Annotated in this window: 12 protein-coding genes; 6 read left to right on the top strand and 6 right to left on the bottom strand. The window is 43.2% G+C overall.

Annotated elements, in window-relative coordinates:
* Nucleotides 1–177: 177 nt before the first annotated feature.
* Nucleotides 178–1,692 carry an alpha-L-fucosidase gene (locus tag L6773_RS00115; protein ID WP_237851797.1) on the bottom strand — a complete coding sequence of 505 codons (1,515 nt, stop codon included), beginning with the start codon at nt 1,690–1,692 and terminating at the stop codon, nt 178–180.
* Between the two features lie 187 nt (nt 1,693–1,879).
* On the opposite strand from L6773_RS00115, the gene L6773_RS00110 reads away from it, so the two are divergent.
* Nucleotides 1,880–2,554 (top strand): DUF4159 domain-containing protein, encoded by a 675-nt coding sequence (locus tag L6773_RS00110; protein ID WP_237851796.1) that lies wholly within the window; start codon nt 1,880–1,882, stop codon nt 2,552–2,554.
* 211 nt (nt 2,555–2,765) lie between these two features.
* Here L6773_RS00110 and L6773_RS00105 read toward each other — a convergent pair whose 3' ends face one another.
* On the bottom strand, nt 2,766–3,356 hold the full coding sequence (locus L6773_RS00105; protein ID WP_237851795.1) for a hypothetical protein: 591 nt from the start codon (nt 3,354–3,356) through the stop codon (nt 2,766–2,768).
* Between the two features lie 103 nt (nt 3,357–3,459).
* Nucleotides 3,460–5,025: a Na+/H+ antiporter NhaC family protein gene (locus tag L6773_RS00100; protein ID WP_237851794.1), complete on the bottom strand. Its 1,566-nt coding sequence runs from the start codon at nt 5,023–5,025 to the stop codon at nt 3,460–3,462.
* A 242-nt stretch (nt 5,026–5,267) separates the two neighbouring features.
* On the opposite strand from L6773_RS00100, the gene L6773_RS00095 reads away from it, so the two are divergent.
* The 3 genes from L6773_RS00095 (at nt 5,268) to L6773_RS00085 (ending at nt 9,296) form a co-directional block, all read left to right on the top strand.
* Entirely contained in the window at nt 5,268–7,619 is a 2,352-nt protein-coding gene (locus tag L6773_RS00095) for an amino acid permease (protein ID WP_237851793.1), read from the top strand.
* Between the two features lie 113 nt (nt 7,620–7,732).
* Nucleotides 7,733–8,458, top strand: coding sequence for a hypothetical protein (locus tag L6773_RS00090; protein WP_237851792.1), 726 nt, complete (start codon nt 7,733–7,735; stop codon nt 8,456–8,458).
* A gap of 397 nt (nt 8,459–8,855) precedes the next feature.
* A complete protein-coding gene (locus L6773_RS00085) occupies nt 8,856–9,296 on the top strand; it encodes an Hsp20/alpha crystallin family protein (RefSeq protein ID WP_237851791.1) in 441 nt (146 codons plus the stop codon).
* A gap of 196 nt (nt 9,297–9,492) precedes the next feature.
* On the opposite strand, the gene L6773_RS00080 is transcribed toward L6773_RS00085, so the two are convergent.
* Entirely contained in the window at nt 9,493–10,119 is a 627-nt protein-coding gene (locus L6773_RS00080; protein WP_237851790.1) for a class I SAM-dependent methyltransferase, read from the bottom strand.
* Between the two features lie 71 nt (nt 10,120–10,190).
* On the bottom strand, nt 10,191–11,243 hold the full coding sequence (gene meaB / locus L6773_RS00075) for a methylmalonyl Co-A mutase-associated GTPase MeaB (protein ID WP_237851789.1): 1,053 nt from the start codon (nt 11,241–11,243) through the stop codon (nt 10,191–10,193).
* Nucleotides 11,244–11,445: 202 nt separating this feature from the next.
* Between meaB and L6773_RS00070 the strand changes: the two genes are divergently transcribed.
* Both L6773_RS00070 and L6773_RS21620 read left to right on the top strand, forming a co-directional pair.
* On the top strand, nt 11,446–12,039 hold the full coding sequence (locus L6773_RS00070) for a hypothetical protein (protein ID WP_237851788.1): 594 nt from the start codon (nt 11,446–11,448) through the stop codon (nt 12,037–12,039).
* Between the two features lie 12 nt (nt 12,040–12,051).
* Nucleotides 12,052–13,116, top strand: a complete 1,065-nt coding sequence (locus tag L6773_RS21620; RefSeq protein ID WP_237851787.1) for a phosphatase domain-containing protein — start codon at nt 12,052–12,054, stop codon at nt 13,114–13,116.
* Nucleotides 13,117–13,242: 126 nt separating this feature from the next.
* On the opposite strand, the gene L6773_RS00060 is transcribed toward L6773_RS21620, so the two are convergent.
* Nucleotides 13,243–14,001, bottom strand: coding sequence for a TerC family protein (locus L6773_RS00060; RefSeq protein ID WP_237851786.1), 759 nt, complete (start codon nt 13,999–14,001; stop codon nt 13,243–13,245).
* Nucleotides 14,002–14,443: the final 442 nt, after the last annotated feature.

The raw sequence follows: 14,443 nt of genomic DNA, 5'->3' as shown, positions 1-14,443 counted from the left end.
ATAACTTTTAAAAATTTCGAATTCACCGTGAATGTTATTGGATCAGGTGGCACTTTGGCTGAGGGTCAACTTGAGACTGGTGATGTCAAAGTCACCTAACATTCAATTCCAGCAAAATATTTATAGCGAGGAGAGACAAACTTCCTCGCTATTTTTTAACCATTCTTTAAGAACGGATTACTCGGTCCGGATTTTAAAAACGATCGCTTTTTCGTCCGGCGTTTCTGATGGCATTTGAACAGAAAGTGATTCGTCGCTAAGGTCCCAGTCAATCTCTTCAGAGCTTCCTAAAATGGATATGTCAGAAATGGTTTTTCCATCTAAACTCTCAGTGTTGAGTTCATCAAATTGAAACTCTTGATTCGCTCGGGGCCAGCCGAGGATAATGGCATAGAGAGTATCTCCACGACGGGTGTATCGAACATCCTCTGCTGTAAATCCTTCTGCATCAGTCACGCCTCCAAATTGTCCCTCCTGTAGCTGTGTGGGCCCCTCACCATAGACTTTCCAGGGGCGGCTACCATAGATTGCCTCTCCGTTGATCTCCAGCCAATCTCCCATTTCAAGAAGCACCTGTTTCTGATTCTCAGGAATAGTTCCGTCTGCCATGGGTGAGATGTTTAACAACAGCTGACCATTTTTGCTTACAATATCGATCAGAGAGTGCAACACAATGGAGGTACTTTTTATCCCGAGGCCTTCCGTGTAGCACCAGCTGCCTTTGCTGATGGTATCATCTGTTAAAAATGGATGTTCATTGATTCCTTCAGCGCGGCCCTTTTCAAAATCCAGAATGCTTACACTGAGCGGCAGATCATTCTGTTTTCGGGTAACAACTACATCCTTGTCCCACTTCCCGGCCTTATTGAAATAGTAAGCTAGATAATCTGTCTGAACGCTGTCAGGGATCTCATGCAGCCATGAATCAAACCACATCATATCCGGCTGATATTTATCGATCACTTCTTTCAGTTTATCGCTCCACATTTCCAGAAATTTCTCCCGTGACATATATCCATATAGAATGGCTCGTTCCGGATCATCTAAAAGAGACGGAAAATGTTCTTTTACATATGAATAATGACCCGTCCACTCTTCTCCCTCGGGTTTCCATAAATTATTTCGAGCATGATGAAAACTGGTGATAAATTTCATTCCGTGTCCGCGAATTGCTTCAGCTAATTCCCCGGTGATATCCCGTTTGGGTCCCATATCAGACGCATTCCAGGGAGTGATTTCGCTATCCCACATCGAAAAACCATCATGGTGTTCCGCTACAGGACCGGCAAATTGTGCTCCTGCTTCTTTAAAGAGTGAGGCCCATTCCTGGGGATCAAAATTTTCGGCTGTAAACATCGGAATGAAATCCGGATAGCTGAATTCAGAAGGGGATCCATATTTATCTGTATGAAATCCATATACATCTTGTCCCCAGGTTTCCTCTCCCCGCTCTTCTAAGTCAGGCGCATACATGTGGCGGGGATACCACTCATTATTAAAAGCAGGAACCGAATAAACTCCCCAGTGAAAATAGATCCCAAACTTGGCATCTCGAAACCAGCCCGGAGCTTCATCATGTTCCGCAAGAGATTCCCAGGTAGGCTCATACTTCTTTTCATCATCTGAAGCTTGTGCAAACACACTTGTAGAAATGAAAAGAAGGGTAAGGGTGATTTGAACGATTTTTTTCATAAATACAAAGGTACTTTACGGATGGCAGAATCAAACAGTTCAAATAGATTAAAATTCGATACTCTCAAAATCAATATATCATTCAATAAAAGGGAAATAGTTCGTACGTTTATATGGTTGGTTATATGAATCGATCATTAATTCCGTTATATACCGGCAATCGGATCAATAAGAACCATTTTATCGCATGATTAAAAAGGTAATTTGTACAGGGCTTTTCATTTTAATACTGGCATCACCCATTTTTGTCTTTGCTCAGAACGATGATGGATTTAAAATTGCAAGAGTCCAATATAGGGGAGGGGGTGACTGGTATAATGTACCTTCCTCGCTTACCAATTTGATTGAGTTTACTCAAGACCGGGTTCCCATCAATATCAACCCGGAATATGATGATGTACAACTTGGCAGCCGCGATATTTTCAATTATCCCTTCCTGTTTATGACAGGCCATGGTAACATTGCTGTGAATGATGCGGAGATGGAAAATCTTCGTACCTACCTCGAAAACGGTGGTTTTCTTTATGTGGACGATGATTACGGAATGGATCAATATGTAAGAGAGATCCTGCAAAACATCTTTCCCGATGAACGTTTTTTTGAATTGCCGGCCAACCACCCTCTCTACAGCAATGTGTACAACTTCCCGGAGGGACGGCCGCCCAAAGTACATGAGCACGATGGCGAACCTCCCCAGGCATTTGCGGTGTATCGAAACGGACGCATGGTTATTCTCTATACCTATGAATCCAACCCCTCAGATGGGTGGGCCTTTGACGAGTTCGACAATCCACAGGAAGTAACAGATGCCGCTCTGCAGTTTGGTGTGAATTTGTTGGTTTATGCGTTGACGAGTCCTTGATGAGTCGAGAACCTGACAGAGCGCGAACGCAGTGAGTTCCTGTCAGAGTTCGAGGTCTTTCTGCCATCAATCAATACAACTGCCAGGTTGTTTGGCATTAAAGAAAAATCATTGCCAATGGGTGGTACTACACGGCTCAGGCGAGCCGTGTTACGTAGATCGATTCGCGCCGAAGGCATCCCGTTGGGGCCTGAGCAGATCATCTTTATTCTCAAAACTCTTCAACTTTTGTTGATACTCTAAAAACAGCTTCTCGCTCATTTTCATCAGAATAAAAGGAAATTGAACCGTTTTCAGTCGACCAGCTAACCGGATTTTCTGAATGCGGCTCATCAAAGTCAGACTGCATATCAAATAAAAGTTGCCTGATGTCTGTGCCCATTTTCAGAGTTTGTCGATAATAATGTATTGAATCAGCATACATGGCACTGTCGGGAGAAGACTGCAGGCTATCTAAAAGATTTCTCCCGGATGAAGTGAGAATTCTCCATCGGCCGGAGATGGAATCTATCCGATTGGCGGCGTTGGTAGAGAAGGCGAGCTCGTCAATTGGAATAACCTGCCGAGTCGGTGTGCCTGAACCCAACAGGTATAATCCTACCTCATTGCAATTCATTGTAAACGTTTCTTCAGCCTCGTTATAAGTAACGGATTCTGCCGTTTCAGTGACCTGAAGGCTATCTCCCAGAACATAAGTTTGACCACAAATTTGTACACCGGACGAATAGATAAATTCATCCAGCGGATCACCACAGCCGGTAACCAATAACATGAGTAGAGGGAGAAGAAGTACTTTTTTCATTATGTAATTGATTAAAATTCAAACTTCACGGCTCAGGCGAGCCGTGTTACGTAGATTGGCTAGCGCCGAATACATCCCGTTGGGGTCTGAGCCGATCTGGATGTCAAACAAAAAGCACAACCATTAGTGCATAGCTGATCACAGCCAAAAGCCCCGCTGTTATAGCAAGTGGAAATTGAGTGGTTACATGGTCCATCAGGTCACAGCCCGTGGCTAATGAACTGAGAATTGTGGTGTCTGATATCGGTGAACACTGATCCCCAAAAACGGCACCACCAATTACGGCCGAGAAGCAGAGCGTCAGGAAAAACGGATCGGGTACAACCGCCCAGGCCAGTGGAACAGCAACCGGGAACACTACTGCATATGTACCCCAGGAAGTTCCGGTTGAAAAAGCGATAATCATACAGAGAACCATCAGAACACCGGGCAGAAAAGCGGGTAATACAAGGTCACCCAAAATAGATACGACGTAACCGGCAGTACCAACAGCATCGGCAACTTCTTTCAGGGAAACCGCAAGTGCAAGTATGATGGCACCAATGGTTACTCCTTTACACCCGTCGATAAATCCTTCAATAGCTTCCTGGAGTTTCATTCCTTTAGCCATGGCAATACCTAATCCTACAAGTACAGCCAGAACGAAAGCTTCGGCAATCAGAAGGGTTGGATCTTCTTTTTGACCCATAAAAAAGTATGTGACAATAAAAGGAATAATCGCAACCCCTAAAAGAGCACCAATGGGTCCAAAGAAATCAATCAACCCAGGTTTATAATCTTCAGGAACTTTCTTTTGAGTAAGCTCATCGGCAGCCATCGGTGTGGCGTTGGCGTGATCTAACGGGCCACCTTCTCGTGCTCGTTTAATTGCGGCTCGCATCTTTTTGCCCGGTATCCAGGGTAATTTCTCCCAGGCAAACAACAGGGTAATGAGGATGGCAAAAATAGCATAAAAATTATATTTAACGGCGTCAATAAAGAAGAAAACACCATCCATTGGAGTGGAAAACATAGGAAGCGTACCTACAATCAAACCGCTCACATAAAAGGGCCATACATTGAACGGAATTAGTGTAGCTGCAGGTGAGGCTGTTGAATCTACCATGTAGGCAAGTTCTTCATGAGATACTTTATGTTTGTCGGCAACCGGCCGGACTGTTGCCCCAGTTAAAACCGTACTGATGGTTCCTCCCTGGTGGAAAATCAATCCCATAATCCAGGTGAAAAATTTGGCTGTTTTGGGTCCTCTTACCATCAGATTGCTTGCCCATGTTGCAAACTCTTCGGCCCCGCCGGTGCGGGTCCAGATGCCAATCAAACCACCCAGTGCCCAGAGATACACCAACAAGATGAGCGCAAAACTTTCGGTACCGATGGAGGGAATCAGGAAGCTTTGAACGATGTTGGCCTCACCGGCGATGACTCCGCCCAGGCAAACACCGATAAAAAGTGCGCTTACAACTTCCCGGGTCCAAAAAGCCAAAACAATTGCAACAAGCGGAGGCATAATCGACCAAAACCCGTAGTGCCCATCCTGCTCTGGGAAGGCATCTGTAAGGGCGAGGTAAAACCCTGCAATGATCAATGCAATAAAAAAGCCGGTTATGATACGCCGACGATTCTTTGGGTTCCCAAATCTGCTTTGAATATAATTTTCGGTCTGGGTCATAGAAAGATAATCTGTATGTTTAGGCTCTATATTGACCCCGCTATCAATTGAGCGTGTTCAAAATAGTTATCATCGGTCAGTTTTCAGAATACAAATTGAACAACTGCGGTTGAATCAATCCATAAGAATCATTTAAAAAAATTGATGGATTAAAAAGATTTTTACCCTGAGTTTCAAAGGGAAATGATTATTATTGAGGATATGTTTTTAATCGTTAATCCAAGCTTGTAAACCATTTTTTGATGAGTGACTTACGACGGGAATTGGGATTTTGGGATGCCCTCACCATCGGTGCAGGTACAATGATCGGTGCAGGTATTTTTTTACTTGCCGGTATCGCACTCGAAATGTCGGGTCCTGCGGCTATTTTTGCATATTTGGCTGCGGGTATTGTTTGTATGATTACCGCATCCAGCGCAGCTGAACTGGCAACGGGAATGCCTACATCCGGCGGTGATTATTTCTTTGTGTCGCGATCTTTGGGTCCGGCATTTGGAGCGATATCCGGAGTTGGAATTTGGCTGAGTTTAACATTTGCCATCGCCTTTTATCTTTTTGGTTTGGGTGAATACCTATCGCAATTTTTGCCTTTGACAGCTTTTTGGGGGGCTGTAATCGGTGGTGTACTACTTGTAGCTTTGAATGTAATTGGTGCGAAGGAGTCCGGCAGGACACAGGTTATTGTGGTACTCACTCTTTTCGCTATCCTGGGAGGTTTCAGCGTTTTTGGGGTTTTCAATATTAACGTTGATAATTTCACCCCTTTTATGCCTTTTGGATTTGAATCTATTTCGGCAACAACGGCACTTGTATTTGTATCATTTTTAGGCTTTGTAAAAATTGCGGCAGTGGCAGAGGAGATCAAAGAACCGTCGAAAAACCTCCCGCGTGCACTTATCGGTTCTGTGGCTATTGTTACACTCTTATATGTTATCATTCTGCTGGTGATTGCGGGCATGTTCACCCAAGAAACGATTATTGACGTGCGGGATCCCCTCACCACTGCAGCCCGTACAATGCTTGGCGGACCGGGGGCTGTAGCAATAATAATTGCCGGACTTTTGGCCACACTTTCTTCCGCCAATGCCAGTATCATGGCCTCTTCAAGAATTAATCTCGCGATGGCGCGCGACCGGATGGTGCCCAATTGGCTGAGCGCTATCCATGATAAACTGCTGACTCCGTACCGGGCCATTCTGTTAACGGGAGTATTAGCATTGGCTTTCTTATTCCTGGAAAGTTTGGAGGATCTTGCAAAAATTGCAAGTGTCTTGCAGTTATACAGCTACGCGGCCCTAAATATTGGGTGCGTAATATTAAGAGCATCAAGCCCGGAATGGTATAAGCCAACCTATCGTACTCCCGGAACTCCCTATTTACAGATTTTTGCAGCATTAGGTTGTCTTGCCATCATCATTTATTCCGGTACATTTGCACAGGTAGCCGTGGTAATTTTAATTGTTGTTAGCCTTGCCTGGTATGCAATTTGGGGCAGAAATAGGGTAGAGTTTGAACACGCTGTGCCAGAATTTAAAGAGAAGTGGAAAGAGCATGGACTCGGTGTCTTTTCATTGCCAATGGAGCAGCATGTGGATGAGTCCGAAGAGTGGGTTCCGACCATTCGGCCGCTTAGTTCTACATCCCCAAGAAATGTGGTAGCCGCTTTGGCAAACCCTGAAACAGAAGGCGATCTTCTGAAACTGGGTCAATTGATAGCAACCGGTACGAAACAGGGAGGAACCGTTACCGGGCTTGGAATGGTTCGCGTTCCACTGCAAACTCCTATTGAAACCATCCGTAGAAAACTGGGTGAGAAGACAACCGTACGTGAGAGTATTGAAAAAATTGCTGAAGAATCCCGAGGAGAAAAAGAAACCAATGGTAAAGAGGCGGCCAGGATGCTGGCTAAAACAAAATTTGAATCTGTTTCGGAAGCCGCTTACGACATATTCCAGGGATTGATTAATGAGACAGAGGAAAGACGTGCCGACCTGATGCTGATGGGCTGGCAGGGTGGATTCAGCGTTGGCCGCATCTATAATACACCGGTTCAGCGCGTTCTGAAAAATTTACGAGCAGATCTCGCAATACTAAAAGATCGGGGGTTAAAGGATATAGATTCTATTGTGCTGCCGTGGGGTGGCGGACTCCATGCCTGGCTGGGACTTGAAATCGGTATTCGAATTGCACGATTTTTGGATGCTGAACTCAAAGTGCTGCGGTTGGTCAAGTCCGGTGTTGACGAGGCAGACGAGAGAAGAGAGTTGGAGAAATCGATCAGTGAGCTGACAGACGGTTTTGACAGGGTGAAGATAGAAATCAGAGAATCGGAAGATGTATCAAGCGGAATTCTTGCTGAGCTTGATGTGCATGACCACGACCTTGTGATTATTGGTGCATCGCACGAGTGGAAGATCCGTAACGTATTGTTTGGCACCATCCCCGATGTAATTGCTGATCGTGCACCATGTTCCGTGCTAATGGTTCGTCGTTTTGTAACCGAAGACTGGAAACTGAAAGCCAGTGAGGGAATCAAACGGATGAAAGAACAACTTGGGTTGAGCACCTCACCGGATACAAGCGGAGAGAATTAAATAAAGAATAGCACAAGCGTCCTTGGTTAGCGTAGTTTGCTCGCTTGTGCATCTTTACCCACGCTTATAATCAAGATCCGCAACAGATTATCCGTTACGTCGTACCAGGAATCATGAATAACGTGAGTAAAAAAGATGTCGATTGGCTGCTCAACCTTCACCAAAAAAAGCCAAATCAAACAAAGCAGGATAAAACCCATTCAGGCCTAAAGAGGAGATTCCTGTGGGCGCTCATCATCTTGTTTGGGGTGATTGGTTTGATGATCCTGCCCTTTTATCTGTTGGTTCGCACATCGGTTTATTTGAACCTGGCTTACAGTACCCCGGCATGGATCGCATTGGGTGTTGGAATATCTATCACGATTCTTTTGATTCTGATCTATATGTTATTGTTACTGAGCAGAATTAAGAATCGAAAATTACGATTTCAGGTAAGTGCAGGAAGCGCAGGGTTGATGGTATTCGGGTTTTGCTTGTTTTCACTTTTTTATCTGTCGGGTGTGAACGCAAAAACAGAGGAAGTAAGAGATGTGTATCGTTCCATGCATCCCATTTTAAGGGTAGCCATTTCAACAGTTACACTTGCCGATGGTGGCCTTGTTATTACAGACATCGAACGTGTTTCGGATGATTATGAAGCTATGGGGTTAACGGTCAATCCCCATTCACTGCATTACCGGCAGGAGAACGGATACGTTCATGCAGTGGATTTGCGGACACGGGGTCATGGCTTGATTCGCAATACCTTGTTGCAGTATTCACTTGAAATAATGGGTTTTGAAACACTTCGACACGTGGGTACAGCCGATCATCTGCATGTGGAGTTGGCGGTGAATTGATCTCTGATTCAAGATCGAACAGTCGTCGTACCTTTTTGGTGATCTGACAGACGAAAAAAGCCATTCTATTGGTATAAACCGTTGTATTCCAAGAATCGGAAGACATCGGATGAGTTTTTTTTGCTGATAAATTTGATGAATTGCTTTTTCACTCATCCGATGTCTTATAACGACTTCCAATTCACCTTGATTTGCCATTTTTTCGAAGCTGCTCTGTCAAAATTGAAAACCAATTGTAAAAAATGACAGTTTCTGAAATCCGATTTTGTCATTTTTTAATTCTCAAAGTTAGTTGGTATCCGTTTTGCATTTAGAGAAGTAGGTTGTTGACAATCAACAAATCACCATGAATTAATCTTGTTAATTTTAACCAATTAGGGAGGTTATAACTATGCTGATGAAAAGAGAAACACGACCCACACTTACAAGACAAAGATTAAACTCACCACTCAGTCTTTCAAACTGGTTAGACGACATTTTTGAAGATGCCTTTAACTGGACAGAAGGGACGTTTGTACCCGACATGAATGTATATGAAACGGCCAAACAATTTGAAGTAACAGTTGAGCTCCCGGGTATGGATAAGAACGATTTCGATATCAGCCTGAATGATAATGTTCTTACCATCAGTGGGGAGCGAAGAATAAAAGACCAAGGCAAAGAAAACGGCCGAAAATACCACAGAGTGGAAAGCAGATTTGGTAAATTCAGCCGGTCGCTGCCATTACCGAATGTAGCTGATACAGATAAGATTGAAGCGGCCTACGAAAACGGAGTTTTAGCGATTACTATACCGAAGCTAAAAGAGAAGACAGGCCGTAAAATTAAGATCAAATAATTAAAAATAACAAAAGTACTGAGAAGCCATCCGGTTATTGCCGGGTGGCTTTTTTGTTGTGTTACCTACAGACATGGTATTTTTCTTGCCGAATAAATGCACTGTTTTGGATTCCACTTTTTTATCGGCTAAAAAATATATTGCCACTTCTTAAAAATACCATGTCTAAAGTAAATACCATGTCTAAAAAGGAGGCCTAAACCGCCTCACATCTCACAAACAAAAAATTCCACCATCGATATCCCCAGGTATCCTCATCAACGACGTCGAATTCATGATCCGCTAGAAGTGATTTTAGTTCGGGTAGAGTCCGGCTGTTGATATTTTCAGGTGAAAGCCAGTCGATAAATTTGTTGGCTATTTTGAAAGAACCGGTACGGTTCCAGTCGAGCATCCAGAGCGTTCCACCCGGTTTTAGAATACGGCTGAAATTCTTCAGAACACGATCTTGATCTGTGTAGTAATGAAATGAGTTCAGGCAGATAATTTGCGTAAAGGTTTCATTTTCAAACGGCAACTCCTCTGTAAAGTGACTGGTAAACTCAACGTCTTTTGCATAGCGCAGGCGATATTTAGCCCGTTCCTGCATGTTTGGGGCCGGATCATTCAGAACCAATCGTTTGAAGGATCCGAATTTTTCCATAATCTCGTGGGCAAGAAGCCCGGTACCGGCGCTGCAATCCAAAACCTCATCCTCGGGTGACAGCTCAATCTTATCAAGGAGTTTTTCGTGGGTATGGTTTAAGTAGGTTTGGTACTGTTTATCATACCGGTTGGCGAGTTTGTCGTAGTACCGGACCGTATTTTTTGCAGCAGAGTTCATAAACCCCTGATTATTTGAATTTTGCAAGGTGTAACGGCCGGTAGCCGCTTTTCTTTTACAGAAAAACTGTCTTAATGTTCAAATAGTTTCAAAAGGTCTGATGCAGCTTTAAACGAACTAATAGAACCGGTGGCCACTTTTTTTTCAAGTATTGGCAGTTCCTTTTTTATGTTAGGATGCTGAAAAAATCGATCTTTCAGCTGATCCTCAATCGCCTCGTTCATCCAATAAACGGCCTGTTTTTTTCGGTTCGATTCGAAATACCCATTCTCTTTTGTAAGGCTAAAGTATTTCTCAATCTGCTCCCACAACTCATTCAAACCTATTTGTTCAAGTGCAGAACAAGTTAGCACCGGTGGTTCCCATCCCGATTCATGAGCCGGGAAAAGAGAAAGGGCATTTTTGAACTCTTGCCGGGCTTGGTTTGCCTTTTTAATATTTTTTTGATCTGCTTTGTTGATAGCTATCATATCAGCCATCTCCATAATACCCCGTTTAATCCCCTGCAATTCGTCACCGGCACCGGCCAGCATCAACAATAGAAAGAAGTCCACCATCGATTGTACTTTAATTTCAGATTGCCCAACGCCAACCGTTTCCACAAAGATGGTATCGAATCCTGCGGCCTCACAGAGCAGGATAGTCTCCCGGGTTTTTCGGGCTACACCGCCCAATGTTCCGCCGGTGGGGGAAGGCCGGACATACGCATTCTCATGAGCTGAGAGAGCCGGCATCCGGGTTTTATCGCCCAAAATACTTCCTTTCGACCGGCTGCTGCTGGGATCGATCGTAAGAACCGCCAACTTTTTTCCATCCTCGAGAAGTTGCTTTCCAAGGCTTTCAATAAAGGTGCTTTTGCCTACACCCGGCACCCCGGTGATGCCTATTCGAATCGACTTCCCGGTTTGGTCAAGGCAATCCTCAAGAATTTCCTGACCCAATTCGCGATACTCAGACCGGGTGCTCTCAATAAGTGTAATGGCCTGGGAGAGTATTGTTCTGCTGCCTGATTTAATACCATCCACAAACTCCCTCCGGCTTTTCAGTGCAGAACGTTTTGTTTTAAAGTTCGGGTTGATGGAATTTGCAGGCTTGGATTTTTCTTTTTTGTTTGATTTTGGCATATATGCTATGGAATTCTTGAAGTTTTTCACTTCAGAGGAGTTACCTTATTGGAGGAATGTGTGTGAAGAATCAAGGTTTCGGTAAACATCCCTCAATTAAAATTCACTGGATGCTACTGTTTAAAATACAATCTTAAAATTTCATTTTTGAGATTTTGTGTTTTCGTGACGATTCTTATTAAGAGTTAAATAAAAGGATATTATGATTTTTAAAAGTTCTGAAATCAGGTGGTGGTCAACGGATAAAGATATTCTATGGGAGTTTTATGAAAAACTACCGGAAAAAGGAGAGGGCAACAGGGAGCCCGATCGTACGGATTATTATTTAGAATCCGACACCATCAACACGGGAATAAAGATCAGGGAAGGAAATCACGAACTAAAGGTCAAACGAGCAAAAGACGAGGAGCTTGATTTCGGGATCATGGAGCATTGGATCAAATGGAGTACTTCCGAAGAGAGGAATATTCTAAATACGGTTGATAATCAACTGCTGGATGACTGGATATCTGTGAAAAAGGAACGTTTTAAGAAAACGTATAAGATTATCAATCAAAACGAAATTGAATACATAAAAGAGGGGTTTCCTGCTGAGGGTTGTGGAGCTGAATTCACTGTAATTCAAGTTCAAGAATCAAAAAAAACGATTTACACTGTCGGCCTTGAGGCTTTCAGTTCATCAAATCGGGAGCGGGAAAATTTATTGAATTTGATTGAACAACTGGGTCTTGATTTTTCAAGTTTCAGAAATAAAGATTCTTATGGGTATCCTGAATTTTTGCAAAGGCATGATTAGAAATCAGTATAGGTGCTTGATATTTGGGACATGCTGAAAGATTTAATCATAAAAACAGAGAAGAGATATGATAAGGTTAAGTACCGGTTAAAGAGCAAGCTGAACCTGTTTAATGATGTCATCCTGTTTCCATATCGGGGATTTGGTAATCAAAATGAAGCATTTCTGCGAGGACGTGTACTTGAGAAAGAAGAGATCATACATGGCGATGTAGTGGTTCCAAATTCGCTCTATTACAACCTGAAAAAAACCTGGAAACGGTATGCCAGTGATGAGATCCCGGGCGTGGGCGTTAAGGGAATACTGAATGGCGTGGAGGCGGATTCCATCAGTGATCATGAAGGTTATTTCGATCTTCACTTCAAAGATCTTCATCTAACTGAACTCAAAAATGGGTGGCATGATGTTGAGCTGGAAATCACCCACATGCCGTTTGATCTGAGCTACATAGAAATGGCGATGGGTGAAGTTTTGATCTCAAGTCAACAGAGCTCGTACGGTATTATCTCAGATATCGACGATACGATTATCCACACTGATATCATCAATAAAATTCAGATGGTTTTGAATACCATTCGGTACGACTCTGAAAACAGAGTGGCGTTTGAGGGTGTGGCTGAACTCTACAAAGTTCTAACCGGTGAGAATCAAAATCCCCTGCTCTTTGTATCCGGGAGCTCATATAATTTGTATGAGATGCTGGATACATTTTGCCAGCTAAATGATATTTCAAAGGCACCCTTTTTACTGCGTGATTTGGGAATCGGCCCAAGCCAGTGGATTAAAGAAGATTCTCACTCTTTTAAAACGCGTAATATCGAGAAGATCCTGGATGTTTACGATCAGCTTCCATTCATACTGATTGGCGACAGCGGCGAGGAAGATCCGGAAATATACCTCAATATTTATGAAAAGTATCCCAACCGTGTGATGGCTATCTACATTCGTCATGTTCACTCCGATGCAAGGAAGCGGGAGATAGAAGAGATGACAACAGGCCTGGATATTCCTTTCCTGTTGATGGAGGACTCACATGAAGCGCTTGAGCATGCGAAAAGTATGGGATGGGTATCGTGAAAGACATTGTAGGTAAGGAGACATGGTATTTTTAGTGCTGGCACGACACTACTCAAAGATTAATTACTCTTAGAATTTTCCAGGTGAAGTTGCCTTAAGAAAAAATACCATGACTGATAGATAAACTTACTCAACCGACTCCTCCTCAAACCGCTTCCTCAATTTAACCGGCTCGTCAGCATCTTTGTTTTTACGTATGCGCATGTTGACCAACTCAACCAGCAGCGAGAAGAAAACCGCAAAGTAGATGTATCCCTTCGGAACGTGGAATTCAAAAGCTTCGATCATCAGCATGAAGCCGATTAAAATAAGGAAAGAGAGAGCGAGAACCTCCAAAGTGGGATGTTTTTTGATGAACTCACTGATTTTCGTGGTAAAGGCGATCATTACCCCGATAGCAATGGTGATGGCGATAATCATCAGCAGGACTTCCTCGGTTAAACCGATTGCTGTGAGAATACTATCGAATGAAAAGATGACGTCTAGTGCAACAATTTGAAAAATTACCTCGCCAAATGTGGCAAGCTCTTTTTTGCCTTTTTCGTCGTGCTGACCTTCCATCTTATGATGAATTTCAATGGTACTTTTGAAGATCAGAAAGATACCCCCGACAAATAGGATAAGGTCCCGAATGCTAAAATCCATCTCAAAAAGAGAAAAGAGTGGTTCCGTAAATCCAATAATCCAGCTAATAGTGAGAAGCATTAGGATTCTGAAAACAAGGGCGAGAAACAGACCGATGGTCCGAGCTTTTTTCTGCTGGTGAACCGGTAGTTTATTTGAGACGATAGAGATGAAGATGATGTTATCGACTCCAAGAACAATTTCAAGAAAGGTTAGGGTGAGAAGGGCGATCCAGGCTTCGGGGCTCAGAAAAATTTCCATAATGAATTTATGATCTTAAATTCCTGTATCTCATTACGATTGAGAAAGATACAGATTGAGATCAACTTTCTCATGGATAAAGAAATAGGGGTAATGACATGAAAAGACATGGTATTTTTCGTGCAGGTATGACACTATCTAAAGATTAATCATTCTAACTCTTTGCGAAATGAAGTAGTCATAAGAAAAAATACCATGTCTGTAATTAGCTTAGCCGTAAGTTCATTTAGGATAGCATATAAGTTCTCCCCTTGAGAGGAGTACGCCTTCAGGCAGGAGGGGTGTTTAGTGCAGGTGTCCAGAATTACACAACACCCCTCAAATAACTCCGCTGGACGCTCCGTTATTATCTCCCCTCGAGGGGAGATCAAGTGTTCAGTTCAATCCAATTTTCAATTGTGCTAATAACTTCCTCCATGTTCTTTCTGACTTCCATTTCGTC

Source organism: Rhodohalobacter sulfatireducens (assembly GCF_022012475.1).
Lineage (GTDB): Bacteria > Bacteroidota > Rhodothermia > Balneolales > Balneolaceae > Rhodohalobacter > Rhodohalobacter sulfatireducens.
This window is presented reverse-complemented; position numbering and strand designations above follow the sequence as displayed.

Bases quoted from the DNA above. Each gene is read 5' to 3' on its own strand.
- L6773_RS00105 (WP_237851795.1), bottom strand. From the start codon at position 3,356: ATGAAAAAAGTACTTCTTCTCCCTCTACTCATGTTATTGGTTACCGGC.
- L6773_RS00080 (WP_237851790.1), bottom strand. From the start codon at position 10,119: ATGAACTCTGCTGCAAAAAATACGGTCCGGTACTACGACAAACTCGCC.
- L6773_RS00095 (WP_237851793.1), top strand. From the start codon at position 5,268: ATGAGTGACTTACGACGGGAATTGGGATTTTGGGATGCCCTCACCATC.
- L6773_RS00070 (WP_237851788.1), top strand. From the start codon at position 11,446: ATGATTTTTAAAAGTTCTGAAATCAGGTGGTGGTCAACGGATAAAGAT.
- meaB (WP_237851789.1), bottom strand. From the start codon at position 11,243: ATGCCAAAATCAAACAAAAAAGAAAAATCCAAGCCTGCAAATTCCATC.
- L6773_RS00090 (WP_237851792.1), top strand. From the start codon at position 7,733: ATGAATAACGTGAGTAAAAAAGATGTCGATTGGCTGCTCAACCTTCAC.
- L6773_RS00085 (WP_237851791.1), top strand. From the start codon at position 8,856: ATGAAAAGAGAAACACGACCCACACTTACAAGACAAAGATTAAACTCA.
- L6773_RS00100 (WP_237851794.1), bottom strand. From the start codon at position 5,025: ATGACCCAGACCGAAAATTATATTCAAAGCAGATTTGGGAACCCAAAG.
- L6773_RS00110 (WP_237851796.1), top strand. From the start codon at position 1,880: ATGATTAAAAAGGTAATTTGTACAGGGCTTTTCATTTTAATACTGGCA.
- L6773_RS00060 (WP_237851786.1), bottom strand. From the start codon at position 14,001: ATGGAAATTTTTCTGAGCCCCGAAGCCTGGATCGCCCTTCTCACCCTA.
- L6773_RS00115 (WP_237851797.1), bottom strand. From the start codon at position 1,692: ATGAAAAAAATCGTTCAAATCACCCTTACCCTTCTTTTCATTTCTACA.